The sequence below is a fragment of the Pedobacter nutrimenti genome (genome assembly GCF_032678445.1).
GTDB classification, from domain to species: domain Bacteria; phylum Bacteroidota; class Bacteroidia; order Sphingobacteriales; family Sphingobacteriaceae; genus Pedobacter; species Pedobacter nutrimenti_A.
Genome location: NZ_JAVTSQ010000010.1, coordinates 203,985 through 227,950 on the forward strand (window position 1 = coordinate 203,985; position 23,966 = coordinate 227,950).

General features: G+C 39.2%; 20 protein-coding genes, 1 tRNA gene and 1 other RNA gene. 12 read left to right on the plus strand and 10 right to left on the minus strand.

All coding sequences use genetic code 11. The annotated features are described in order from the left end of the window. Positions 1-2 precede the first annotated feature (2 nt). Both R2S08_RS19255 and R2S08_RS19260 read right to left on the minus strand, forming a co-directional pair. Positions 3-2,057, minus strand: coding sequence for a helix-hairpin-helix domain-containing protein (locus tag R2S08_RS19255; protein WP_316836655.1), 2,055 nt, complete (start codon positions 2,055-2,057; stop codon positions 3-5). Positions 2,058-2,123: 66 nt separating this feature from the next. Continuing rightward, positions 2,124-2,459 carry a MerR family transcriptional regulator gene (locus tag R2S08_RS19260; protein ID WP_133782666.1) on the minus strand — a complete coding sequence of 112 codons (336 nt, stop codon included), beginning with the start codon at positions 2,457-2,459 and terminating at the stop codon, positions 2,124-2,126. 116 nt (positions 2,460-2,575) lie between these two features. On the opposite strand from R2S08_RS19260, the gene alaS reads away from it, so the two are divergent. The 3 genes from alaS to R2S08_RS19275 all read left to right on the plus strand — a co-directional run bounded on the left by alaS (position 2,576) and on the right by R2S08_RS19275 (position 7,399). Next, positions 2,576-5,275: an alanine--tRNA ligase gene (gene alaS, locus R2S08_RS19265; RefSeq protein WP_316836656.1), complete on the plus strand. Its 2,700-nt coding sequence runs from the start codon at positions 2,576-2,578 to the stop codon at positions 5,273-5,275. A gap of 53 nt (positions 5,276-5,328) precedes the next feature. After that, positions 5,329-6,318 (plus strand): TonB family protein, encoded by a 990-nt coding sequence (locus tag R2S08_RS19270; protein WP_316836657.1) that lies wholly within the window; start codon positions 5,329-5,331, stop codon positions 6,316-6,318. Between the two features lie 106 nt (positions 6,319-6,424). Continuing rightward, positions 6,425-7,399: a TonB family protein gene (locus R2S08_RS19275; protein WP_316836658.1), complete on the plus strand. Its 975-nt coding sequence runs from the start codon at positions 6,425-6,427 to the stop codon at positions 7,397-7,399. 45 nt (positions 7,400-7,444) lie between these two features. Here the strand turns inward: R2S08_RS19275 and R2S08_RS19280 are convergent, their stop codons facing one another. Continuing rightward, the gene (locus R2S08_RS19280) at positions 7,445-8,590 is read right to left on the minus strand and encodes a histidine decarboxylase (protein ID WP_316836659.1); all 1,146 of its coding nucleotides are present in this window, start codon (positions 8,588-8,590) and stop codon (positions 7,445-7,447) included. Positions 8,591-8,768: 178 nt separating this feature from the next. Here R2S08_RS19280 and R2S08_RS19285 point away from each other — a divergent pair, with 178 nt between their 5' ends. Continuing rightward, positions 8,769-9,833 carry a FecR family protein gene (locus R2S08_RS19285; protein ID WP_316836660.1) on the plus strand — a complete coding sequence of 355 codons (1,065 nt, stop codon included), beginning with the start codon at positions 8,769-8,771 and terminating at the stop codon, positions 9,831-9,833. Positions 9,834-9,894: 61 nt separating this feature from the next. Then, positions 9,895-10,485 (plus strand): 2OG-Fe(II) oxygenase, encoded by a 591-nt coding sequence (locus tag R2S08_RS19290; RefSeq protein ID WP_316836661.1) that lies wholly within the window; start codon positions 9,895-9,897, stop codon positions 10,483-10,485. Positions 10,486-10,745: 260 nt separating this feature from the next. On the opposite strand, the gene R2S08_RS19295 is transcribed toward R2S08_RS19290, so the two are convergent. After that, a complete protein-coding gene (locus R2S08_RS19295) occupies positions 10,746-11,264 on the minus strand; it encodes a hypothetical protein (RefSeq protein ID WP_316836662.1) in 519 nt (172 codons plus the stop codon). 168 nt (positions 11,265-11,432) lie between these two features. On the opposite strand from R2S08_RS19295, the gene gatB reads away from it, so the two are divergent. The 5 genes from gatB to R2S08_RS19320 all read left to right on the plus strand — a co-directional run bounded on the left by gatB (position 11,433) and on the right by R2S08_RS19320 (position 17,365). After that, a complete protein-coding gene (gatB, locus tag R2S08_RS19300) occupies positions 11,433-12,896 on the plus strand; it encodes an Asp-tRNA(Asn)/Glu-tRNA(Gln) amidotransferase subunit GatB (protein ID WP_316836663.1) in 1,464 nt (487 codons plus the stop codon). Between the two features lie 12 nt (positions 12,897-12,908). Further along, entirely contained in the window at positions 12,909-14,021 is a 1,113-nt protein-coding gene (locus R2S08_RS19305; RefSeq protein WP_316836664.1) for a TlpA disulfide reductase family protein, read from the plus strand. 105 nt (positions 14,022-14,126) lie between these two features. Beyond that, the gene (locus R2S08_RS19310; protein ID WP_108553553.1) at positions 14,127-14,816 is read left to right on the plus strand and encodes a response regulator transcription factor; all 690 of its coding nucleotides are present in this window, start codon (positions 14,127-14,129) and stop codon (positions 14,814-14,816) included. A gap of 28 nt (positions 14,817-14,844) precedes the next feature. Beyond that, positions 14,845-15,567 (plus strand): RluA family pseudouridine synthase, encoded by a 723-nt coding sequence (locus tag R2S08_RS19315; RefSeq protein WP_108553552.1) that lies wholly within the window; start codon positions 14,845-14,847, stop codon positions 15,565-15,567. 10 nt (positions 15,568-15,577) lie between these two features. Next, positions 15,578-17,365 carry a chloride channel protein gene (locus R2S08_RS19320; RefSeq protein ID WP_316836665.1) on the plus strand — a complete coding sequence of 596 codons (1,788 nt, stop codon included), beginning with the start codon at positions 15,578-15,580 and terminating at the stop codon, positions 17,363-17,365. Positions 17,366-17,425: 60 nt separating this feature from the next. Here the strand turns inward: R2S08_RS19320 and R2S08_RS19325 are convergent, their stop codons facing one another. The 4 genes from R2S08_RS19325 to R2S08_RS19340 all read right to left on the minus strand — a co-directional run bounded on the left by R2S08_RS19325 (position 17,426) and on the right by R2S08_RS19340 (position 20,014). Then, a complete protein-coding gene (locus R2S08_RS19325; RefSeq protein WP_316836666.1) occupies positions 17,426-18,829 on the minus strand; it encodes a sigma-54 dependent transcriptional regulator in 1,404 nt (467 codons plus the stop codon). Positions 18,830-18,900: 71 nt separating this feature from the next. Continuing rightward, positions 18,901-19,273, minus strand: an RNA gene (gene rnpB, locus R2S08_RS19330) — RNase P RNA component class A. Between the two features lie 41 nt (positions 19,274-19,314). Continuing rightward, complete coding sequence (locus R2S08_RS19335; protein WP_316836667.1) at positions 19,315-19,761, minus strand: DinB family protein; 447 nt, start codon at positions 19,759-19,761, stop codon at positions 19,315-19,317. A 171-nt stretch (positions 19,762-19,932) separates the two neighbouring features. After that, positions 19,933-20,014: transfer RNA gene (locus R2S08_RS19340), tRNA-Leu, on the minus strand. 102 nt (positions 20,015-20,116) lie between these two features. Here R2S08_RS19340 and R2S08_RS19345 point away from each other — a divergent pair. Together R2S08_RS19345 and R2S08_RS19350 are read left to right on the plus strand one after the other, a co-directional pair. Further along, positions 20,117-20,791, plus strand: coding sequence for a CFI-box-CTERM domain-containing protein (locus R2S08_RS19345; protein ID WP_316836668.1), 675 nt, complete (start codon positions 20,117-20,119; stop codon positions 20,789-20,791). Positions 20,792-20,862: 71 nt separating this feature from the next. After that, positions 20,863-22,002, plus strand: a complete 1,140-nt coding sequence (locus tag R2S08_RS19350; RefSeq protein WP_316836669.1) for an aminotransferase class I/II-fold pyridoxal phosphate-dependent enzyme — start codon at positions 20,863-20,865, stop codon at positions 22,000-22,002. A gap of 5 nt (positions 22,003-22,007) precedes the next feature. Here R2S08_RS19350 and R2S08_RS19355 read toward each other — a convergent pair whose 3' ends face one another. Both R2S08_RS19355 and R2S08_RS19360 read right to left on the minus strand, forming a co-directional pair. Next, positions 22,008-23,351: a murein hydrolase activator EnvC family protein gene (locus R2S08_RS19355; protein ID WP_316836670.1), complete on the minus strand. Its 1,344-nt coding sequence runs from the start codon at positions 23,349-23,351 to the stop codon at positions 22,008-22,010. A gap of 91 nt (positions 23,352-23,442) precedes the next feature. Further along, positions 23,443-23,928 (minus strand): Lrp/AsnC family transcriptional regulator, encoded by a 486-nt coding sequence (locus R2S08_RS19360; RefSeq protein ID WP_316836671.1) that lies wholly within the window; start codon positions 23,926-23,928, stop codon positions 23,443-23,445. Positions 23,929-23,966 lie beyond the last annotated feature (38 nt).

The window sequence follows — 23,966 nt, forward strand, 5'->3', positions numbered from 1 at the left end:
TTTCAGAATTGATAACGGAGTTGAATTTTTAATTCTGATTTGATATTTCCCTGAATTTCATCCAGTCCTGAACCGACGGTTTCTGCCCCCTGATAGATAAATATGGCATAACGGGTCCACAAGTCAAACTTTCGGGATAAGTTATATTTGAGATTAAGATAAAACCTTAGTCCTTTACCGTTGTACATGCCAAAAGCGAATCCGTTAAGAACATCATCCTCATAAGCATATAATCTGGAATCGTAGCTGTCTGTATGAAAATAAGCCAGGCGTAAATTTCCGGATAAACGGGAAGACAAAGGTTTGTAGTCAATATCCTGACAAAAAAGATAGCCGTTTTCGGCGATGCCTTCGCCCTTTTGATATCTGCACCTTTCTATACGATTTTGAAAGCTTATCTTTCTGTTTAGCCGCCAGAAGGTTTCTACCTTCCAGTTTTGTTTGCTAACCGCTTCAAGATATTTTACGGATACTTTAGAGTCTGTGTTTTGCCGGTCGAGTTTTGTTTTGAATCTGGCTGTTAATTTGAAAGTTTTAAAGGGATTATAAACCAGTTGCCCTTGTGCTTCGTAGCCCGAGGAGGCTGCATCTACTCTGTACTTTAGCCACGGAAAGTGAAAGATATCGACGTAGAGGGATGCACTCCATTTTTTATCAATATTATAATTTAAGCCGGTATACCAACCTTTTTCATTTGCAGCATCGCTGTTTTCGCCTATAGCCTGGCTAAAATAACTGTGGTAATCGACGTCATAGTTTCTGTTGAGCAGTACCGCAGACAGGTGATGGGAAAGATTGGCCATGATCCCATTAACCATTGCTGCTCCCCCGCCCGGACTTTGAGCCCGCTCTCCGAAAAGATACAGGTTCCTAAAACTATAATTGTAATGAAAGCCGATGTTTAAAAGATCTTTTCCAGTGAAACCTTTCGCATCGTAAGGTCTGGTACCCGTTATAAATGGATTCTGATAATGAGAAGCGTAGGCTATTGCCCCTATGTTTAAGTTGTTGCTGAGATATTGCAACGCACTGCCATAGACCAATTGGCCCAGACTGTTTTTGTTTTGGATTTCTGATTTTGTCCTGTGCAGGCCGCTGGCACTGATGTTGACTTGCCCATATTCGCCATCAGGCAATAACCTTTGACTTGCATCTACATGTTTATAAGAGATGAAGGGCGAAAATTCAAGACGTCGGGCTATTTTTATCGTGGCAGCCAACCCTCGGAAAAATGAAGATTCATTAGAAGAAATGTAGGCTTTTAATCCGAGGTCTTTTTTTGCAGCGCTGGTTACGTCAGGTCCCTTGCCAAACGCAAAGCCAGACCATAAAGTTAAGCCCTGACCAAATTGAAGACTGTAATCTCCAATAACAAGTTTGGTCATTCTCCCAAGCTGATTAAAAGCTAGTGAAAACGAGAAGAAATCAAGATTGTATTTATTGTTTCCGCTGAAAAGCTCTTCACCTGCATCTTTCTTGAATACAAGAGAAGCTGAAAAACGGTCACTGTAATTATAGCGGTATTTAATAAGTATTTTTCCAGGCGTTCCGAGATACCTGCTGCCTGGGAGGTCTCTGTAGCCTTTTTGTTTCTCCAGCCCTTGTGCATATCTAAGCATCAGGCTTTGGTTTGTCTTGCTCCGTAAATTTTTAAAGGAAGGGATTTCAATTTCAGGGTATTCCCCCAGGGTTACAAATGGTAGTAGATTTGAAATGGTTTCCAAATCAAATGCATCAATTGCCTGCAGTTCTTCAATTGCCAGTAATTTGCCGTTACTGAGTATATGTGCAAAAAGGTTATTGATTTGCAAGGGAGATAAGAATACAAAATTCTTCAGTTCCTCTGCCGAAGTATGGTTTAGGTTGACAGGGTGTTTTTCGTAGTAATTTAACCTTTCAGTGAGCTCTGAGAGGTCATAATCATCCGGTAAGGTAGGTGCCAGACGTTCTACAATCTCCTTAATAATGGTTTGCTCTTGCGCCCTTGAAATTGAAGGGATAAGAAATACTAAAAGCAGAAAACGGTATGCGGATTTATTCCAAAATAAATTAATCATTCTAAATGTGTTTACATTTAAAATGAGGTAATATTTCTCTGAATAAAAATTATTTACTTTAAAATATTATATTTCTTCGTTGAGCTTAAGTAAAAAGTCTTTGAGTTTCTCTAAGGAATCGATGATTTTTTGATTTTCCTTAACCTCGCCACTGTTGTTTTTTAAATGTTCTTTAGCTCCTTTTAGGGTAAAGCCCTTATCATCGACCAGGTGAAAAATGATCTTTAGATTTTCTACATCCGCAGGTGTAAATAAACGGTTTCCTTTCTTGTTTTTCTTGGGTTGCAATACATCAAATTCTTTCTCATAGAATCTGATCTGGGAAGCGTTTACACCAAACATTTCCGTCACTTCTCCCATAGTATAATACATTTTATTAATTTCCCTTTCTTTGTACGGCATAATTTGATGTTGATTATTAGCTGTTTATAGCATTTATTTAAAGCATTCAAATGTAAAGGGATTTTAGTAGAATACCGCAATAAAATTTTAATTTTGTTGCATAATAAACTAGAAGGATGACAGCTAAAGAAATCAGAAGCGCTTATTTAAAATTTTTCGAATCTAAACAACATCATATTGTTCCCTCTGCTCCAATTGTGGTTAAGAATGATCCAACACTGATGTTTACCAATGCAGGAATGAACCAGTTCAAAGACTTGTTTTTGGGAGAAGCCCCTATTAAATATAAGCGTGTTGCCGATACCCAGCGTTGTCTTCGTGTTTCGGGTAAACACAATGATTTAGAGGAGGTGGGGATTGATACTTATCATCACACCATGTTTGAAATGTTGGGAAACTGGAGCTTTGGTGACTATTTTAAAAAGGAAGCCATTGCGTGGAGCTGGGAATTACTTACAGAAGTTTATAAGATACCAAAAGACAAACTCTACGTTTCTGTATTTGAAGGAGACGATAAAGAAGGTTTGCCTCAGGACACTGAAGCTTACGAAATCTGGAAACAGTATGTTCCGGAAGACCGCATTATATTAGGTAATAAAAAAGATAATTTCTGGGAAATGGGCGATACAGGACCGTGTGGTCCTTGTTCGGAGATCCATGTAGATTGCCGTCCTGATCATGAACGTGCTGCAATTTCCGGTAAAGAACTGGTTAATGCAGACCATCCCCAGGTTATTGAGATCTGGAACAATGTGTTTATGCAGTTTAACCGACTGAAAGACGGTTCTTTACAACCATTGCCAGCAAAACATGTAGATACCGGTATGGGGTTTGAACGCCTGGTTCGGGTACTGCAAAACAAGGCCTCCAATTACGATACTGATGTGTTTCAGCCACTTATTCAGTTTATTTCTGCAAAAGCAGGAATTGCTTATGGGGCTGATGAGAAAACAGATATTGCTATGCGTGTAATGGCCGATCATATCCGTGCCATTTCATTTGTAATAGCAGATGGACAATTGCCTTCCAATAATAAAGCCGGTTATGTGATCCGGAGGATTCTTCGCCGTGCAGTACGTTATGCTTACACTTTCCTTGATCTAAAAGAACCTTTTCTGAATCAGTTGGTTCCGGTTTTAGCCGGGCAGTTTAAAGGTGTTTTTGATGAATTACTTGCACAACAAGACTTTGTTCAAAAGGTTGTTCTGGAAGAAGAAATATCTTTCCTCAGAACCCTCGCTACAGGTATTCAGCGCTTTGAAAACTACACCAAGAAACAAGCGGAGTTACTGATGGCAGAAAATGCAATTGAACTGGAAAAGTCATTCGAAGATGCGTGGGTGTACAGTATATTAAAAGATCAAATGGTGATTTCCGGAGAATTTGCTTTTGAACTACAAGATACCTATGGTTTCCCAATTGATTTAACTGATCTGATGGCCAGAGAAAAACGATGGACCATTGATATGACTGGTTATAATAAAGAATTATCAAAACAAAAAGACAGATCAAGAGCCGCAACTGCTATTGATACCGGAGATTGGGTACCGGTGCATCCCGATCTTGAAACTGAATTTGTTGGTTATGATGATTTTGAAGTAGAAACAAAGATCATTAAATACCGTAAAGTAAGTACTAAAGGAAAAGAACAATACCAGATTGTCTTAAGCAAAACACCTTTTTATGCAGAAAGTGGGGGCCAGGTTGGAGACACCGGCCGTATTGAAGACCATAGCCGTTTATTCTTTGTAGAAGTAACGGATACAAAAAAGGAGAATGGAGTTACCGTTCATTATACAGATACCTTGCCTGAGGATCTTGAAGGAGATATGTGGGCAGTGATTGATGAAGATAAACGTTTGTTATCTCAGGATAACCACTCCGCAACTCATTTGCTGCATGCGGCTTTGAAAAAAGTACTTGGTAATCATGTGAACCAAAAGGGCTCGCTGGTGAATCCGGATTATCTGCGTTTTGACTTTTCGCACTTTGCGAAAATCAGCGAAGATGATCTGGCCAAAATAGAGCATTTAGTGAATCAGAAAGTGCGCGAGAATATTCCGCTCAAAGAAGAACGTGATGTGCCTTATGACCAGGCCATCTCAAGTGGAGTAACGGCTTTGTTTGGTGAAAAATATGGGGATTTTGTACGTGTTATTACTTTTGACGATCACTATTCAAAAGAATTGTGCGGTGGAACACATGTTCAGGCAACTGGTCAGATCGGTTACTTTAAAATCATATCAGAAAGCGCTGTGGCAGCGGGGGTAAGAAGGATAGAAGCCATTACAGCAGATAAAGCAGAAGCTTTTGTTCTGGACCAAAACAGAGAACTCAATGAGTTGCGCGCTTTGTTAAAAGGGAATAAGGATCTTAAATCAGCTGTGTCTTCTTTATTGGAAGAAAACGCCAGGTTAAAAAAGGATGCTGAAAAAGCCGTTATTGAACAAGCCGCCAATTTAAAGCATGAAATTGTACATCATCTAAAGACTGTTAACGGAATTAATCTGATCGCAGTTCATGTAGATCTTCCGAACGCCGACGCGGTGAAAAATCTTGCTTTTGCTGTAAAGGATCTGGTAGATGATTTATTCCTGGTTTTTACAACTTTAATCGATGATAAACCAGGTATTACAGTGATGCTGTCAGAGAATCTGGTTAAAGATAAAGGATTAAATGCATCGAATATTGTCAGAGAGCTTGCAAAGGATATACAAGGTGGAGGTGGAGGTCAGCCTTTCTATGCCACTGCCGGAGGTAAGAATAAGGATGGTTTGGCAGCAGCGCTCACTAAAGCTGAAGGTTTAATAAAATAAAGATAATGAAGCTGTTTTGGGCTAAGCCATGGCAGCTTTTAAAATGCATTCTCATGAAAAAATTGATGCTCTCGATTATACTTATCAGTCTGTTCACCGCTGTACGCGCCCAAAGACAAAATGTTTATTTTCTGAAAAATAATGGTAAAGAGATGAAGGAAAGAGACAGCGCAGATTTTATACGCATTATTCAGGAACCAGATTCTGGCGATGTCAATTTTAAATTACTGGAGTACTATCCGGATGGTAAAAAGAAAACGATAGGCTACACTTCAACAGTAATGCCGTTGAAATTTGAAGGGCCCTATATATCTTATAGCAAAAGTGGTAAAAAGGTTTCCTCTGTTAATTATAACAGGGGATGGTTGGCAGGACCTGCTTATTATTTTTTTGACAGTGGCATTCTACAAAAGCAAGTTGATTATTCCGGGGAACCGATTCGTCCTGCTTTCCCTAATCAGACGAGCCTTCCGTTTGGGAACGAAGAAAAATTGGTTTATTTGGCAGATTCTGTCGGAAATGTAATGGTTAAGGACGGAAATGGTCATGTTTTTCTGAGAGAATATAAAAAGAACGGGGAAGTACTTACCGAAGAAGGCGATTATAAAGACGGACTGAAGCAGGGAGAATGGAGAATGACAAGTTCCTCTGGTAATTACTGGTATAAAGAACAGTTTGAACTGGGGAAAATGCTGCATGGTGAAAGCTTTAAGGATGGAGTAGGATATAAGTATACTGTAGGAGAAAAGCAGCCTGAATATCAAGGGGGGATGGAGATATTTTATAATAAGTATTTAGTCAATGAACTACGATACCCTAATGACGCTGCTAATGCCAAAATCACGGGAAGGGTATTTTTAAGCTTTACTATAGAAGAAGACGGTGCAATTACAGGACTAACAGTGGATCGCTCAGTTCACCCCTCTTTAGACCGGGAGGCCATGCGTGTCATCCTCAAATCTTCAAAATGGGTTCCTGGTTTGCACCATGGAATCCCTACGAGTATGAGACTTAATATCCCATTTAGTTTTTCTTTGCCTTAAGTAGTTGATTAGTTATTTTATCATAATAATTCAACTATTCAATCAACTTGTGAAGTTGTTCCTTCAATGATTATTTCACTACAATTGAAAGCAAATTTTTAGTACAATGAAAAAAATAATACTAGCGCTCATACTTACAGGCCTTTTCACTACAGTAAATGCTCAAAGGCAATATGTATTTTTTTTGAAAAATAATGAACGAGAAGTTAAGGAAAAGGACAGTGCAGATTTTATTCGCATTGTTCAGGAACCAGACTCTGGTGATGTCAATTTTAAGTTGTTGGAGTACTATCCAAGCGGTACAAGGAAAACGATAGGGTACACTTCAACGGTAGTACCAGTGACTTATGAAGGGCCTTATGCATCTTATTACAGGAATGGTAAAAAAAAGGATATCATTCGTTATAACGCTGGTATGTTAGACGGATTAGGATATCACTATTTTAATAATGGGACTTTGAGATCACAAATAGACTATAGTACTGGCGCTACTAAATTTAGAACTGAGTTGAATTTTTTCACGAAGGAAAAGGTTATATATATGGCTGATTCTGCAGGTAATATTATGGTTAAGGATGGTAACGGACATTTTGTTGATAGAACATATCAAAAAAATGGGGACGTTATTACAACAGAAGGGGATTATAAGGATGGTTTGAAAAGTGGAGAGTGGAAATTGAAATGTTCAGCGAATGATTACTGGTATAAAGAGCAATTCGAGGAAGGGAGGATGATTATAGGAGAAAGCTATTGCGACGGGAAAACCTATAATTATACTCAGTTGGAGATTCCGGCTAAATTCAAAGGTGGATCTAAAGACTTTGATCGTTATTTAAAACGAATGTTAAAATACCCTTCTGATGCCAAGTCAAATAGGATTAAAGGGATTGTGTTCCTAAGCTTTGTTATAGAAAAAGATGGTTGTATATCGGATGTAAAAGTAGATCGTTCTCTTTATCCTTCTATAGATATGGAAGCTTTACGTCTTCTTAAAAATTCACCGAAATGGGAGCCTGCTACTGGGCATGGTGTTCCGGTTCAGACGATAATGCGACTCTTTCCAATTAGTTTTAACTTTTAAGACTTGCTGGGTAATTTTTACTCACTACCCAGCAAGAAAAAAATGCTAATATTTTTGTATTGATAATTCGTCTTTTCTGGAAACGATGATTTCTGCTAACAATTCGTCAATCTGGGCTTTAGACACATTTGGCATGCAAATAATATGAGACCAGCCACCCTCTGCGGCCAATTGCCACTTTTTTCTTATAGATAAAAGCGGCTCAGGAAAATTAACCGTTATAGAATTTTTGTTTCTCCAGGCTTCAATGCCAATTTTATTGAGTTGTTCCTGGGCGTATTCTGCAACTTCGAGGCACCTCATAGCGCGCTCCTTTAAACCCGCTGTTCCTAGCTTTTTAATCGTATACCATAAAAACAGTGGACTATGGCCATTTCTGGAACCAGAAATCGTTGTATCCATACTACCAATATACGCTACAGAACGCGCAATCCGGTCGCGGTTGGATTTTTTAGCAACAACAACCCCGCAAGGCATAGGAGAACCCAGGAATTTATGACCGCTAATGGCTATACTGTCTGCGCCATCTGCAAAATCAAAAGCAGGTCTTGGTTCTACAAAGGCGCTATAACTTCCAGATAACGCTCCGTCAGCATGAATGTAATAATGCTTTACGGCTAGTTTTTTAAGAATAGCTTTAATACGGCCAATGTCATCGCGGGCTTCTGTCATGGTGGTGCCAATATTGGCCATAATGATCACAGGCATCTGCCTGTTCATCCTGATGGTGTTTTCAAGGTCATCATAATCAATCTCCCCATTGGCTTGCGTACTTATGGTGATGTTCTCCATGTTTAAAAGATGAAGATTCTTTTGTACACTGTAATGAGTAGCTTCTGAATAATATACCATTCCTTTTGGATGGAGTTCTCTTGCAAGGTACAAACCATATAGATTACCTTCAGATCCTCCGTTTGTAACATAACCCCACCAGTCATCTGATTGCGCTCTAAAAAGATCTGCAAAGAATTTCACTACCTCTTTTTCAAGTTCTCTTGAGCCTACTGCATAAGTAGAAGGAACAAATGGATCGCCCAGATTATTCATAGGATATTGAAGAAAAGGCATCAATTCCTCATAGTTAAAGTCTTTTGAAACCGGATACCCCATAAAAAACTCCGTATTGTGCTTAACGTCAGCTAAGAGCTGAACAAGTATCTGATCTTCCTCTGGTGATAAAGAATGTGACATATATAGTGTGATTTTGAATGTCAAATTTAGTGTATTCAGAATTATATATTATAAAATTTTATTTAAAAAGAATATTATATTTTTTATTTTGTTTTTAAAGAATATAATATTTTATGTTAACACTAACTGGATATACAGGGAGAAGAAAATTTGCTTATTTTTGTGTTTGCTGAAAATTATGAATAAAAACGAGTCTGACATTCAGGAAGAACTTAACGACGAGACATTGGCGCCTTTCTACAAGAGAAGCTCCTTTATCTATCTAACCATTGCTTGTCTTGCCCTTATTGCAACTGCAGTAGCTGCTGTATTTTATAAGAATCATCCCGATCTGGATAACATCTCTAATATTGCAGATCACGATCTCCATGCGGGAGGCTATAAAGCGATCCTCTTGTTAGGCAAAGGGGAGAAATTTATGTTGTCAGACATTGGTAAAGGCGAAATCACTAAAGAAAATGGCATCCGGATTCTGGAGAATACCGGCGGAGAGCTTCTATATCAGACAGAGAATCTGGTAAATGACACCAATTTTAACTCCAATCCACTTGCAATGGCCTATCATGTTATTAAAACGCCGCGAGGCGGGCAATATAAAATTGTGCTGTCGGATGGGACTAAGGTATGGCTTAATGCAGCATCGTCTCTTCGGTACCCAGATAAATTTAATACAACAGTCCGTGAAGTCGAATTAGAAGGAGAGGCTTATTTTGAGGTTAATGAACAAGATTCTATACCTTTTATTGTCAAGAGTTCCTCACAAAAATCTCTGGTTACCGCAGGTCATTTTAACATCAGTAATTATGCTGATGATCCCGTTACCACAGTAACCCTTTTACGAGGACATCTGGAATTGTCTTCAGTAAACAAAATTCAGAAAGCCAGTGATGATTTGACCCCGGAAAGAGTTTGGCTTGAACCTGGCGACGAAGGTTGGATAACTGCCACTGGTTTAAAACTGGTTAAAGTTCGTCCGGATGAATCGATAAGCTGGAAAAATGGCTATTTTCAATTCAGTAATGCAGATCTGAAAAGTGTTATGCGGGAGATGTCGAGATGGTATGATGCAGACGTGATCTATGAAGGAGATATCCCTGATGTTAAATTTAATGGAGAAGTAAGACGGGACGTAAGTGCATCTTCATTTCTGGAAATGCTGGCTTATTTAAAAGTCAAGTTCAAGATCAGAAAGAATGATCATGGTCGAAACGAGATTTTAGTAAGAAGACAGAGGAATAACTAGATAATAACCCTATCTTCACCCATACCGGCAATTTGCCCGGGGTAGTGTTAAATTAATTTTCTTGCAGAAGATCTTCAGTAAACTCATTGATAGTTTTATAGATAATAAAGTAGGCGTAACTGATGATTTTCTGACCAGTTCCCTGGCCATTAACTTGAAACAGAACCTTATTGAGTTATATGCCGCTCAGCAATTTAGAAATGCGGGAATAGGTAATGAACAACTTGTTCGTCAGGATCAGCTGATAAGAAGCGATCAAATCTACTGGTTGGACCGTAAGCATAATAATAGTTATGAAAATAGCTTCTTCGACTGTATAGATCGTTTTATTATTTACTTAAATGATACTTGTTATGCCGGGATAAAGGGATATGAGTTTCATTACGCATTGTATGAAAATGGAAGTTTCTATAAAAAACATCTTGACCAGTTTCAAAACGATGGAAGCCGAAAGTACTCCATGATTATTTATTTAAATGAAGACTGGAAAGAAAGTGACGGAGGAGAATTGTGCATACACCATTCAGATCATTTGCAAATGATCAGTCCTTTGAACAGAACATGTGTTTTTTTTCAAAGCAGTGAACTGGAGCATGAAGTTTTATTAACCAATACAGCCAGAATGAGTATTACGGGATGGTTAAAGGTGTAGCCTTAAAAAGGAAACAGGGATGGACTATGAGAGTCATCCCTGTTTAAAGATGGTTAATCCACCACAGATCAACCTAAACCAAACAAACTGCAACTATAACGAAGGATATTGCTTAAATGTTTTATCTTTTTTTAAAATTTTTTAAATAATTTATTAATTATCTGATTTACAGATTATTATTTTTTAGGCTTGTCGTCTGGATTTTATTCTTTAGCGAAGACACTAAATAAAAAAGGCATCCATTCGGATGCCTTTTTTATTTAGTGTCTTCCATGACCTCGTCCATTTCCATGGTCATTATCATGACCTCGTCCGTGACCGTTATCGTGGCCTCTTCCCCAGTTGTTGTCGTGACCTCTGCCACGTCCGTTATCCCAATGCCTGTTGTCACGTCCGTAATCTCTGTAAACTACCCGTTGAGGTCGGTTGTATACATAAGTATTACTTGCGTAACGGGTTCTGTAAACATTATGTTGTAAATAAGGACGATCTCCGTTGATTACAACTTTCCGTCCTCCGTAAAGATCGTAGTTTCTGTATCTTGATGGTAAATAACGGGCATGAATCCATCTGTTTCCGCTTAAATAAATGAACTGTCTTGTGGGTACATAGTAATAAGATTGTACCTCTGGTAAATAATAATAATCTACATGGTTATAACCTCTTGGTCCCCATGCAGGTTGAGAGCCTATGTTAATACTAACGCTAACCTGTGCTTTAGCAGGCGTTACAGCAATTGCGGCAAAACCGATCAATGCAAATACAATTAATTTTTTCATAGCCTTATTTTATTTGTGTGTGTATATGCTTTGATTCAAAGTCTGTGCCAAGGTTTAATTCTAAATCTCCATCTAATGTAACTATTTGATAGAAATCCTCTCGTACCACTATTTTGGTTATATTTGCAATGGAGACAAATAAATTTTGTTACATATATAACCCCTTAAATGAGTACCACTAAGGCAGCCGAAACTTCAGAATTTGAACTGGTATCAGGTTTAGAGATCCATGTACAGTTAAATACCAATACTAAAATATTTTCATCAGATAGCGCTTCCTTTGGCGCCAAACCTAATGAACACATTTCTCCTGTGTCACTTGCTTTGCCAGGAGCATTGCCAAAACTGAATAGGGAGGTAGTGGCTAAAGCGGTAAGAATGGGACTGGCATTGAATTGCACAATCAATCAAACCAATTTTTTTGATCGTAAGAATTATTTTTATGCCGATCTGCCGAAGGGGTATCAGATTACACAGGATAATAAACCCATTTGTCAAAATGGTTACCTTGATGTTGTTCTTGGGAATGGAGAGACCAAACGTATCGGGATCAACCGCATTCATTTGGAAGAGGATGCAGGTAAAAGTTTACATGATCAGAATGCCTCTTATTCTTTTGTAGACCTGAACAGGGCTGGGGTACCTTTAATAGAAATTGTTACAGAACCAGATATCAGAAGTTCAGAAGAGGCCTCTGCGTTGCTCACCGAAATGAGAAAGCTGGTAAGGCATCTTAATGTCAGTGACGGAAACATGGAAGAGGGAAGTCTTCGTTGTGACGCCAATATTTCTATCCGTAAAGTTGGTACTCAGGCTTTCGGTACACGTTGTGAAGTTAAAAACTTAAACTCTATCAGAAATGTAAGGCGTGCAATGGATCATGAATTTGGCCGCCAGAGTGTAATTGTAAGTTCCGGAGGGGAAATCATTCAAAGCACCCTGAACTTTGATGCAGAGAAAGGAACAACCTCACCTATGCGGAGTAAAGAAGAAGCGAATGATTACCGCTACTTTCCAGATCCGGATCTGGCACCAATAGTCATTTCTGACGAATGGCTAAAACAATTAAAAGAAGAGATGCCAGCCTTGCCAGCAGAAATTTCGAAAAAACTGGTTCATGATTTTGGAATCAGCAATTCAGAAGCAACTATTCTGGCTGAAGATGCAGGCCTGTTGAGTTTCTTAAATTTGGCAGTAACCAAAGTAAACCATAAAAAAAGCCTGGTCAATTGGTTGGTAGGCCCTGTAAGAGCATTACTGAGTGATCGGGAAATTCAGATTAGTGATTACAGCTTAAGCCCCGCTCAGCTGGCAGAGGTTATAAACCTCTGTGACGATAAAAAAATCACACAGCAGGTCGCTTTGCAACAATTGTTACCTGAATTGGAAAAAAGAGAAGGTTCAGAAGCCACCACTTTGGCCAGAGAACTGAATTTATTAATTGAAGATAATCAGGATGAGTTAAATAACTTTGTAGATCAGGTACTTCAAAAATATGAACCTCAGGTAAAAGCCTATAAAAATGGCAAAAAAGGGGTTCTTGGCCTGTTTGTTGGAGAAGTTTTAAAACTGGCAAAAGGGAAAGCAGATCCGGAAAAGGTGAATGCACTTGTTCAGGAGAAATTAAGTTAATATATGGAAAATATGATGATGAAGAAATTAGGATACATTTTAGTGGCAGGGTTAGCCTTCAGTGCTTGTAAAGACAGTAGTAAATTTGTGATTAACGGAAAATTTGCCAATGCAGCACCTAAGGGTAAAGTTTATCTTTTCGCCTTAGATAAAGCCAACCCGGTAGCTTTGGATTCCACCGTGTTGTCTGATAAAGGAGAGTTCAAGTTTAATCATGCCGCACCAGACGTTAACTTTTTTAAAGTTTCTGCTGGACATAATGAATATATGATCATTGCAAAAAATGGCGATGATATTAAACTCGATGCAGATCTTAACGACAAGACTATGCATTATAAAGTTTCCGGTGCTGAAGAAGCCGATAAACTGGAAACCCTGAATGCGATCAAAAACAAATACATGACAAAGATCAATGCCATTCAGCAGAAATTTGATGATCAGGTAGCAAAACAGCCGGAGAAAAGAGAGGCTATTATGGAAAGCCTAAGACCGGAATATACCCAGGAAATGGATGGTTTGAACAAAGAGATCTTAAAATTTGCTCAGGAAAACACCAAATCACTTGCCGGTTTCTATGCTATTAATTTACTTAATCCTGCAGACTTTGAAAAAGAGATGGTGGCTTATGCAGATCAGATCAAAGGTAATTTTGGCAGCAATCCTGCGGTAACTGAGTTTGTAACCAGGATGTCAAAGCTTAAAGCCGTTCAGGTCGGACAGCCCGCACCGGCATTCACTATGACTAGCATTGACGGAAAACAGGTAAGCCTTTCAGATTTTAAAGGTAAATATGTACTGCTTGATTTCTGGGCCTCTTGGTGCCAGCCTTGCAGACAGGAGAATCCTAATGTAGTTAAAGCTTACAATAAGTTTAAAGATAAAAATTTTACAGTTTTCGGAGTTTCGCTTGATAAAGATGTTGCTGCCTGGAAACAGGCTGTTGCTGCAGATCATTTAACCTGGACACACGGAAGTGAACTTAAAGACTTTGAAAGTCCTACTGTAAGGCTTTATCAGATCGAAGCGATCCCAAGCTCCTTTATCATTGATCCTCAGGGTAAAATCGTTGCTAAGAACCTTAGAGGAGAGCAACTGGAAGATTTTTTAAATAAAACCTTACTTTAATCCTAAATTCATGTTAATATAGCTTGTCCTGTTAACAATTTGTTAACCTGCTTTTAACTTAATACTGCATTTGATTACCTATTTTCGTAACAAATAATTAAAGATATGAGCACTGCCAAACAAAAAATACTTATAGTCGATGATGAACCGGATATTCTTGAGTTAGTAGAATACAATCTGAAGAAAGAAGGTTATCAGGTTTTTGTAGCAAGCAATGGACAGGATGGGATCGCCGTCGCAAGAAAAGTACATCCTGATCTGATTATCCTGGATATCATGATGCCTAAAATGGATGGAATTGAAGCTTGCAGGTTAATGCGTGCGATCCCTGAATTTAAAAACACCTTTATGGTTTTTCTAACGGCCAGAAGTGAGGAATATTCTGAAATTGCAGGATTCAATGTTGGCGCGGATGATTATATCGCCAAGCCGATAAAACCAAGAGCGCTGGTGAGCAGGATCAATGCTATTCTGAGAAGAAATGTAAGTAATGATGAAATTTCAGAAAATAAGGTAGAAATTGGAGATCTGGTCATCGACAGAGAAGCTTATCTGGTTTATCAGGGTGGACAAAAAGTAGTTTTGGCGAAGAAAGAATTTGAACTTCTTTATCTCCTGGCCTCCAAACCAGGTAAAGTATATACCAGAGAATCTATTCTTAAAAATATATGGGAAGACTCTGTGGTCGTAACTAACCGTACTATTGACGTGCACATCCGCAAATTAAGAGAAAAACTTGGAGAGAATTATGTGTCTACTGTTAAGGGAGTAGGTTATAAATTCGAACTTTCTTAGTACTTTTGCAGCTAAGAACACTATATCCTTGAAATATCCCTCTTTTAAAGACTTAATCCTATTTGAAAACGATGATTACATCGTTGTAAATAAACCTCCCTTTGTTGCTTCATTAGACGAAAGGGGAGGTTCCGGCGAGGTGAATATCCTTCGCCTCGCTAAACAATACTCCTCAGACGCACAGGTCTGTCACCGTCTGGATAAAGAAACCAGCGGTGCTATTGTTATTGCCAAGCATCCCGATGCTTACCGACATGTTTCTATGCAGTTTGAGCGGCGTAAAGTCAATAAAGTTTATCATGCTGTAGTAGATGGACAGTTTGTTTTTAATGATCTCTTTGTCGATTTGCCGATTCTGAATGACGGGAATAAAAATGTAACCATTGACAGACAAGAAGGAAAGCGGGCTGAAACCTATTTCAATTCCATAAAATACTATAAACACTATACTCTGGTAGAGTGTAAACCGGTAACCGGTAGAATGCACCAGATCAGGATACACCTGGCCACCCAACGTGCTTCTATCTGTGGAGATATAATGTACAGAGGTAAACCTGTGTACCTTTCTAACCTCAAAAAAGGATACCGTATAGCAAAGGATGACGAAGAACAGCCCATTATGAAGCGCTTCGCGCTACATGCGAAACACTTGGTATTTAAAGGTATGGACGACCAGGATATTGTAATAGAAGCCCCATATCCAAAAGATTTTGCAACGCTTATTAAGCTACTGGATAAATTTGACAGTTAAATAAAACAACATGTATGTAAGATTGGTGAACTATATTGATACCCTTAATCAATATCGTAGGACTAAAATCTCAAACAGAAACTTCCTCGTTATTGCTGCACTGATTGTGGGAATTCTTGCGGGCCTTGCAGCAGCAGCCCTGAAATCGATTACCCATCATATTGAAGATTTTCTGCAGAGCGGTTTTCACTGGCATTACAAATACTATTTATATATTTTTTTTCCGCTGATTGGTATCCTGCTCTCTGTACTCTATGTAAGAAGGTTTATCCGGAAAGGAAAGTTTGAAACGGGCTTAACCCCATTACTGTTTACGATTTCAAAGAAATCCAGTAAAGTTGAACCTCATAATATTTATTCACAGGTCATTACTGCTGCCCTAACGGTTGGTTTTGGTGGTTCTACGGGACTAGAGGCCCCTATTGTGACCAGTGGGGCTGGAATAGGATCTGTTATCGGCCGTTTCCTTGGTCTATCTTATCGGGAAACAACCATGCTGCTGGCTTGCGGTGCTGCAGCAGGCATCGCCGGTGCATTTAACAGTCCAATTGCCGGAATTGTATTTGCTATAGAAATTCTTTTGCCTGAATTTACTATTCCGGCTTTTATACCTTTGTTGCTTGCGTCTGCCACAGCTGCGGTGGTTTCCCGTTTGTTTTATACAGAACAGCTTTTCTATCTGGTTACTGAAGGCTGGGTAATGCCTGCATTACCTTTTTATGTATTGCTTGCCGTTTGTATAGGTTTCTTTTCTATCTACTTTGTTAAAGTGAACTACCTTGTCAAATCTTACTTTTATAAGCTTCAGCATCCCTATAAGAAAGTTGTTATCGGAGGTCTGATGCTTGGGGCATTGGTTTTTCTTTTTCCAACTTTATATGGTGAAGGCTATGTGACCATCAAAAATTTGTTAAGTGGAAATTACACGGCTGTGATCAGTAACAGTATATTTTCAGAATATGCAACTTTCCCTATAGCCATTATCCTTTTTACCCTGATCACTGTATTTGCCAAATCGTTTGGAACCCTGATCACGCTGGGTGCAGGAGGGAATGGGGGGATATTTGCACCAAGTTTGATCATGGGCGGATTAATTGGATTTCTCGTTGCTTTTACGGCCAATACATTGGGGATTGCTCATTTAAACGTCGCTAATTTTATTGTTGCAGGGATGGCAGCATCTTTAAGCGCAATTATGCATGCGCCGTTGACCGGGATTTTCCTCATCGCAGAAATTACAGGAGGTTATATCTTAATGGTGCCTTTGATGATCACCTCCGCAATTTCCTATTTCATCAGCAGGAGTGCAAATAAATATTCGATATATACCAAACCACTGGCAGAAAGTGGTGCTCTTTTATCACATGAAGATAAAGATACAACAGTACTGAATATGATGAAACTGAAATACCTGATTGAAAAGGATTATCTGGTGTTGAAGCAATCAGATGCGCTGTCCGAAAAAATGGGAGAGATTCTGCAGGCTAAACGTAACTTATTTCCAATCGTGGATGCTGATGAGATATTTATTGGATTGATTTATATGGAGGATATCCTGAAAATTACCATTAAACCAGGCGAGGAAGAGTTATCGGTGAGCGAGCTTATGCATCCTGCTCCGGAAATAGTGGTAAGCAATGATGCTTTAAAAACTGTACTCACCAAAATGGAAACCCAGAATGCCTGGTTGTTACCAGTGGTAGATGAGCAGGGCAGGTATGTTGGGTTTGTATCTAAGACCTCGATCTTTAATAAATACAGGGCCTTGCTGAGCCGGCAGGCTGACTATATGGAGTAATAAGAAACAAAAAAAATCCCCTGATTATCTCAGGGGATTTTTTTATGAGCTGAACCTCGATTATTCTGTAACTCTTTTCAGTCCAAATTTTTCAATCTTACTGTAAAGATGACTTCTTTGTATATCTATGTCATCTGCAGTTTTAGATACATTCCAGTTGTTTTTCTCCAGTTTGAACTTAATGAATTCACGCTCTGCATGGTCTTTATAATCCTGGAAATTATTGAATTTTTCATAATCAGGAGTTCCATTGGAAGAGGTTACTGCAGAATGTACACTGTGTGCCGCTCCAATATTGGTACCACCGCCTGGATTGGCAAAAGCAGTAACATCATGACCAGTGATCACTTTATCACTCAGAATGATCAACCGTTCAATCATGTTGTGGAGTTCGCGGACATTCCCTGACCATGGCAGTCTTTGTAATGCCACCATACCTTCATCGCTGATGGTTTTTACCGGCATACCATAGTCTCTGCAGATCTCCTCTAGAAAGTTCTGGGCAATAACCGGAATATCTTCAATGCGCTCAGTTAAGTGAGGTACATGAATATTAATTACATTTAAGCGGTGGTATAAATCCATACGGAAATTACCATCTTCAATTTCTTTTAACAAATCCTTATTGGTAGCGGCCAAGACGCGCACATTTACTTCCTGTTCCTTTTCACCACCTACACGGGTAATTTTATGTTCCTGAAGTGCACGAAGTACTTTGGCCTGGGCAGAAAGACTCATGTCTCCAATTTCATCCAGAAATAATGTCCCTCCGTTAGCCAGTTCGAATTTTCCGATACGTTGTTTAACTGCCGAAGTAAAAGAACCTTTTTCATGACCAAACAATTCGCTCTCTATCAATTCAGAAGGGATTGCGGCGCAATTGACTTCTATTAAAGGGCTGTCTGCTCTCTGAGACTTTTCGTGCAACCAACGTGCAACCAATTCTTTTCCACTTCCATTGGCACCAGTAATTAATACACGGGCTTCTGTAGGAGCTACGCGTTCAATAGTTTCTTTAATTTTATTGATAGATTCGGAGCTGCCCAGAATGTCGCGGGTTTTGCTGGCCTTTCTTTTTAATACTTTGGTCTCGGTCACTAATGTACCCCTGTCCAGAGCGTTTCTAACAGTGATCAGTAAGCGGTTCAGATCCGGTGGTTTGGAAATGAAATCAAAAGCGCCTTTTTTGCTTGCTTCAATGGCTGTTTCTACTGTGCCATGACCAGATATCATTATAAATGGAAGATCAGGGCTGTGGGCCAATGCCTGCTCCAGGACTTCCATTCCGTCCATTCTATTCATTTTGATATCGCATAATACGAGATCAAATTTCTTTTTTTTGATGAGTTCTAGACCGTCAACGCCGTTATCAATATCTTCTACGTCATAATTCTCATATTCCAGAATTTCACGTAAAGTACTTCTGATCGCCCGCTCATCATCGATTATTAATAATTTCGCCATAGGTATACAAAATATTCTTTATTACTGAGTACGAATATATTTACTTTTATCATTAAACAAGGATAAAAGTAAAAAAATGCAAGCCTGTAAGCCGGGTTCTGTCATCCATTTTATTGGAAGTTCTATCATTAATCCAGTATAAATGTTGCCATTTATCTCTAACGACCTACCCACTAACATCGGACGAGCAGCCCTACATGCGTTAGCCTATTTGGTCTTTCAACTCCCGGGGTTTACCAACTCTCCGGTCACCCGGAAAATTCGTGAGCTCTTACCTCACGATTTCAACCTTACCTGTGCCTAAGCCATCGGCGGTGTATTTTCTGCGGCACTTTCCATAATTCAGGTATTCAACCCTGAACCTCTTCCCGTTAGGAAGCGAGATGCTCTGCGTTGCCCGGACTTTCCTCTCCGATAAATCGCAGCGATAGAACGGCTTGCATTTGCGACAAAGATACAAAAAGATTAGCTTAATAAAAGCCCTGTTAAACGTCTAATAAACGCCTGTGGTAATTAATCTGACCCAGGTGATAGGAAAGGTGCATAGCCAGGTGGATCAGCATATATTCTACCGATTCCTGTTCCGGGCGGGCCAGGACAGGATAGGGCTTTTGCAAATCTTCCTCCCGGAGTTGGTTCAGTGTTTCGTCAACGATTATGGTTACCTGGTCAATTTGACGGATCAGCTCCGCGCGGGGTACATTCTTCAATGAAAACTCCAAATCCCTGTCTCTAACATATCCCGTATGTCCGAGTTCTTTTCCAATAAAGGTATTGAGGTTGCCTGCAAGGTGCAGACAAAGGTTTCCAGCCGAATTCAGGATGTTTTTTTCAATGAGCCACAGGTTGTGTTCATTCTGATAAGATTCTATTTCGAGTTTAAGTTTATTTAAATCGCGCGAATAAAGTGCTTTTAAAGATGCTAATGACATAAGTATAGATTAAGGCATAAATATAAACAATCCTATTTCAATCACACATTTTCAGGATCTCATCTGATGCGTAATCTGTAATTTGGAAACCTGTGTCTTTTTATTTGAGCCGGAAAGTTGAGCTTTACAAAAACAAAAAGCCCTAAAATATTTTAAGGCTTTTTGTTTTTGTGCGGAAGAAGGGACTCGAACCCCCACGCCGTGAAGCGCCAGATCCTAAGTCTGGTGCGGCTACCAATTACGCCACTTCCGCATCGTTAGGGCCGCAAAGATAGAAATAGTTTTTAAATAGATGCTTTTTTTATGAAAAAGATACGAATTTAAATTGTGGTACTCTGTTTGAGGACTTGAAGATATGATCATTATCTCAAAAGACCAGGAAGCACAGGTACTCTTGTTACTTCAGCGCAACAGGAAAGTTGAAGCGGTTAAATTAGTCATGGACGCTGCCAAATGCGGCCTGAAGGAAGCAAAAGACTTTGTTGATCACTTTAGGGAAAGCGGAACGAGTTCAATTAGTAGAAGTGAAAGGTCATTTCACGAAAATTTGGATGCAGAATTAACCTCTCTGCTGCTCCATGGAAAGAAAATAGATGCAGTCAAATTGTATAAAGACCATACCGGTGCCGGGCTTAAAGATAGTGTAGACTATGTAAATAGTCTGCAGGAAGGAGAGGTAAGGCCGGTTTCAAAATCTCCGTTGAACAATAGGGATACACAGATAGAAGGAATTATAAAAGGTCAGCAGGAACAAAAGCCGAAAACAGGATGCTTTATAGCTACCGTTTGCTATGGAAATTACGATGCTGTCGAAGTGAGGGTTTTGCGTCGTTACAGAGATGAAAAATTAATGCCTTTTTTAGCAGGAAGACTCTTTGTGCGTTTTTATTATTTCATTTCACCTACCCTGGCAAAACAGCTTGATAAGTCTGAACGAAGTAAAATATGGGTTAAAACAAATCTTTTAGCTCCTGTGGTTCTATATTTTGGAACAAAAATTACAAAAAATAAAGCAATAACTGATGAATAAATTAATTTTTGTAATTTATTTACTGTTTAAAATATCTAATGGATAAATAAATTAAATTATAGATTTGCAGTATGGGAAATCAGCCTGCTGGAAAAAAGATTGGCCGCCTCACCAGGGATGGTGCAAATGTTAAATTTTACCCTTTACCTCCAGAGTTTTTTATAGACAACAGCGATGCTCCACAGATTGGAATGTCAGGAGAAAAAGTGCTTTATGCTTCAGAAGAGCAATCTTTGATTGATGCATGTTTTAAGGTTCTGTGCGGTTCCGGAGATGTGGTTGTCTATACCAGTCCGGACTGGTATATCCATAACAATCCCCTCCAGACGGGGGTCTTTGGCAGGAAATTAGAAACAGAGGAAGAAGATCACTTTCTTCCGGTATCACCTAAACTACGGCCATTATTAAAAGATGCGGCACTGCTTTGTTTGTGTTCGCCAGCCAATCCTGTTGGTGCAGTACTAAAAGAAGACCAGCTACAGGAAATTATTGCTATGATCCTGGATGAAAACAAAAGAAGGAAAGCTCACCAAAAGAAGATCTATCTTTTCTTTGATGCTATGTATGCGAGGACTTTGTTCAGAAATGATGTCTTGACTTGTTATTCTATTTTCGGTCCGATTAAGGAATATACAATTTATGCTGAGGCGATGTGCCGTCCTTTTTCTTCTACAGGACCTTTACATATCGTCTGGTGTCGTGGTCCGGAAGAGATTTTACAAAAAATGGAAATTGTTTTATCGGAAAAGGATACACTCCTGGCAAATCCTGAAGACCAGCGATATGTCGGTCAGTACATTAGAAATATTAAGAAATACAATTCCAGTACCTATAAGTTCCAGCAATCGCTTATTGAAGCGATGACCCTTTTTCATGTGGGGGTTTATGGAATGAAATTCAATGGCTATCCGATACAAACGCTAGGGCCCAGCTTTTTTGGTGGTTTGTACCTCCCTTTAAAAATAGATATTATAGGAAAACGTACACCTTGTGATCAATTTTTGAACACCGCAGAAGACATCAGCAAGCATCTGCAGGAAAAGACAGGCATTGAGTTTTTTCCTTTCTCTCGGTTTGGCTGCGCAAGTACATTGCCCTGGTTCAGCTTAAATATCGGGCAATACAATCCGGATGAAATTCCTTCTATGATTAAATCTTTACAATCCACCCTTGAATTTGCAAAAGGTTTTGGCCTTTACAGTGGAATTTAAAAGATCTACCTGGAAATCCAGCCGCCTGGATTTTGAGGAACAGATCCTTTGTAAATCTGAAATTGTAATTCAGGAGAACCACCGGAAGGCATGGTACCTATTGCTTGTTTAGTTGAAACCGTTTCACCAGGAGAAACAGATACCGAATGCAGGTTTTGATACACGGTGAAATATTCTCCATGTTTAATCAAAACAAAATAACTGCCTAAGGCTGTTCTGACTGTAGTTACCTTTCCTTCAAACACCGCTCTGACAGTTGCCCCTGGTGCAGTTGTAATGGTCACTCCACTGTTGTCATAATTGGCTTGTCCTTGCTTGTGACGTCCAAATCCTTCAGTAATGGAGCCTGATGCCACCGGCCAAGGCAAAGAGCCCCGGTTGTTCTGGAAAGCGGAAGATAATTTGGCCGCTTCAGGTGTTGCTGTTAAATAATTAGAAGAAGCTTTTACAGGCGCTTCTTCTGGTTCTTTTACCTTAGGCGCAACAGGTACTGGTTTATTTTCTGCTCTGGCTTTAGCTTGTGCCCTGGCTAATGCTGCAGCTTCTGCTTTGGCTTTAGCTAATGCTGCAGCTCTTGCTCTGGCTGCTTCGAGCCTTGCTTTTTCTAAAGCTTTTCTTTTCGCGATTTCAATTTCCCTTCGGATAGCCGCCTGGATGCTCTTATCAATTTGAGCTCTTTGTTTCATTCTGGAATCCAGATCCTGTTTATACTGTTTCTCCTGCTTGGCGAGTTTGTTGAGCGCAGCAGCTTGTTCTTCTTTGTTCTTACCTAACTTATCCTGTTCATTTTCCTGTTCCTGCAATAAACTGCTTTTTTCTTTCAGGCTTTTGTCGAGGATAACAATCTTATAGTTGAGGTTCTTTTCTTTGCCCTGGATAAAATCGGCCTGCTTTTTACGGTAACGACTAAACTCCTGAAGGTATTTGATTCGTTTGTAAGCCTGGTGAAAATCTTTGGAAGCAAAGATAAACATCATTTTACTATAGGCATTTTTGTTCTTCTGTGCAAATCTGATCATTGCAGCATACTGTAGTTTTAGCTGTGCCAGCTGATCTTTGAGAGAATGAACTATGGTGGTGTTTTCGTGAATCTGACTGTCCAGGTTTTTCATTTCCGAGTTGATCACATCAATCTTGCTTTGCATTAAACTGATTTTAGTGTTTAATGCATTGATTTGACTCAGTGTAAGTTTTTTACCCTTAACTGTAGTGTTTAAACTCCTTTGTAGTAGATCGATTTCTTTCTGTATCGCTTGTTTTTTCTTTTTTAGTTCTGAACTGCTTTGTGCAAAGGCCTGACCCGTAAATGCTACCAGAAATAACAACAAAAATAACCTGTATAACTTCATCGCCTCAAAGCTATGAATTTTTGTTTGCTGAATTTGAGTTGAGCAGGAAAAAAACTTTAATAAGAACATTCAAATCACCATTTTGTAATTATTACAGCAATCTATGTGTTTGCTTCAGGCTTGCCATAACAAAAATACTTTTGGTCTGCGCAATCCCCGGAACTTCTCCCAAACGGTTTACACAAAAGTAATGGTAACTCTCCATGCTTTCTACGACAATCTTAATCATAAAATCAAAATCTCCTGATATATTATAACATTCTACCACTTCTTCGAACTGAAGAACAGCATCGAGAAATTCTCCGGCAGCCTTTCTGTTATGCTGCACCAGAGAGATCTGACAGATAACCATGATGCCTTTATTTATTTTTTGGTGGTCTAGTATTGCAGCGTATTGTTTAATTACACCTGCTTTTTCCAAACGTTTAATCCTTTCATGCGTGGGTGTAGGGCTCAAATGTACCTTGCCGGCAATTTCACGAATGGTTTGTTTTGCATCTTCCTGGAGCAATTTTAGAATCTCATAATCCTTTTGATCCAGGCTTACCGGAAGTTCTTGTTCTGCGGATGTGTCCATTGTTGTGCTTGATTTATGCTTTTGTTCTGTAAAATTAC

Bases quoted from the DNA above. Each gene is read 5' to 3' on its own strand.
- R2S08_RS19305 (WP_316836664.1), top strand. From the start codon at position 12,909: ATGATGATGAAGAAATTAGGATACATTTTAGTGGCAGGGTTAGCCTTC.
- R2S08_RS19345 (WP_316836668.1), top strand. From the start codon at position 20,117: ATGATCATTATCTCAAAAGACCAGGAAGCACAGGTACTCTTGTTACTT.
- R2S08_RS19325 (WP_316836666.1), bottom strand. From the start codon at position 18,829: ATGGCGAAATTATTAATAATCGATGATGAGCGGGCGATCAGAAGTACT.
- R2S08_RS19285 (WP_316836660.1), top strand. From the start codon at position 8,769: ATGAATAAAAACGAGTCTGACATTCAGGAAGAACTTAACGACGAGACA.
- R2S08_RS19360 (WP_316836671.1), bottom strand. From the start codon at position 23,928: ATGGACACATCCGCAGAACAAGAACTTCCGGTAAGCCTGGATCAAAAG.
- R2S08_RS19320 (WP_316836665.1), top strand. From the start codon at position 15,578: ATGTATGTAAGATTGGTGAACTATATTGATACCCTTAATCAATATCGT.
- alaS (WP_316836656.1), top strand. From the start codon at position 2,576: ATGACAGCTAAAGAAATCAGAAGCGCTTATTTAAAATTTTTCGAATCT.
- R2S08_RS19275 (WP_316836658.1), top strand. From the start codon at position 6,425: ATGAAAAAAATAATACTAGCGCTCATACTTACAGGCCTTTTCACTACA.
- R2S08_RS19280 (WP_316836659.1), bottom strand. From the start codon at position 8,590: ATGTCACATTCTTTATCACCAGAGGAAGATCAGATACTTGTTCAGCTC.
- R2S08_RS19310 (WP_108553553.1), top strand. From the start codon at position 14,127: ATGAGCACTGCCAAACAAAAAATACTTATAGTCGATGATGAACCGGAT.
- R2S08_RS19355 (WP_316836670.1), bottom strand. From the start codon at position 23,351: ATGAAGTTATACAGGTTATTTTTGTTGTTATTTCTGGTAGCATTTACG.
- R2S08_RS19295 (WP_316836662.1), bottom strand. From the start codon at position 11,264: ATGAAAAAATTAATTGTATTTGCATTGATCGGTTTTGCCGCAATTGCT.
- R2S08_RS19335 (WP_316836667.1), bottom strand. From the start codon at position 19,761: ATGTCATTAGCATCTTTAAAAGCACTTTATTCGCGCGATTTAAATAAA.
- R2S08_RS19350 (WP_316836669.1), top strand. From the start codon at position 20,863: ATGGGAAATCAGCCTGCTGGAAAAAAGATTGGCCGCCTCACCAGGGAT.
- R2S08_RS19255 (WP_316836655.1), bottom strand. From the start codon at position 2,057: ATGATTAATTTATTTTGGAATAAATCCGCATACCGTTTTCTGCTTTTA.
- R2S08_RS19270 (WP_316836657.1), top strand. From the start codon at position 5,329: ATGAAAAAATTGATGCTCTCGATTATACTTATCAGTCTGTTCACCGCT.
- gatB (WP_316836663.1), top strand. From the start codon at position 11,433: ATGAGTACCACTAAGGCAGCCGAAACTTCAGAATTTGAACTGGTATCA.
- R2S08_RS19260 (WP_133782666.1), bottom strand. From the start codon at position 2,459: ATGCCGTACAAAGAAAGGGAAATTAATAAAATGTATTATACTATGGGA.